Source organism: Streptomyces sp. AC555_RSS877 (genome assembly GCF_019049245.1).
Lineage (GTDB): Bacteria > Actinomycetota > Actinomycetes > Streptomycetales > Streptomycetaceae > Streptomyces.
Window position 1 is genome coordinate 1 of record NZ_JAGMUK010000172.1, and the last position, 450, is coordinate 450.

The window sequence follows — 450 nt, forward strand, 5'->3', positions numbered from 1 at the left end:
CGGGCCATGTTTTCCAGGCTGTCCGTATCTGATCGATGATGGACCGCCCTGCGGATATTTTCGAGCACAATGAGCGTGTGACAAACACTGAGGAAGTTGGATCACCGTCCGCCAGCACGGGACTCGCTCTCGGCATGCTGATCGGCGTCGCCATCGGGCTGGCGCTCGGAGTGTCCGTCTTCGACAACATAGCGATCGGCCTGGCGCTCGGTAGCGGTGCAGGCGGAGTCCTCGGTATCACTTTCACGATGGTTCAGCGCTCACGACGCCAGTCCCCATGAGCTCTGCGCGAGGCGGCTTCCACCCCTCTGACCGTGTGACGCTGCTTGCGCGGAGCATCCAGATCCGACCAGAGCATCTCGTCGATCAACGGCTTGTAGGCATCCAGGCGGGTGCCACGCGGCCGCGGCTTCTTCCGCGGCTCTGGCCAGACCGACTCCAACGCGGCCT

The 450-nt window shown here is 63.3% G+C and carries 1 pseudogene; it reads right to left on the reverse strand.

From position 1 onward, the window contains the following. Window positions 1-253 precede the first annotated feature (253 nt). Window positions 254-450 (reverse strand): annotated as a pseudogene (locus tag KUM49_RS38290) (IS21 family transposase); the annotation flags it as partial.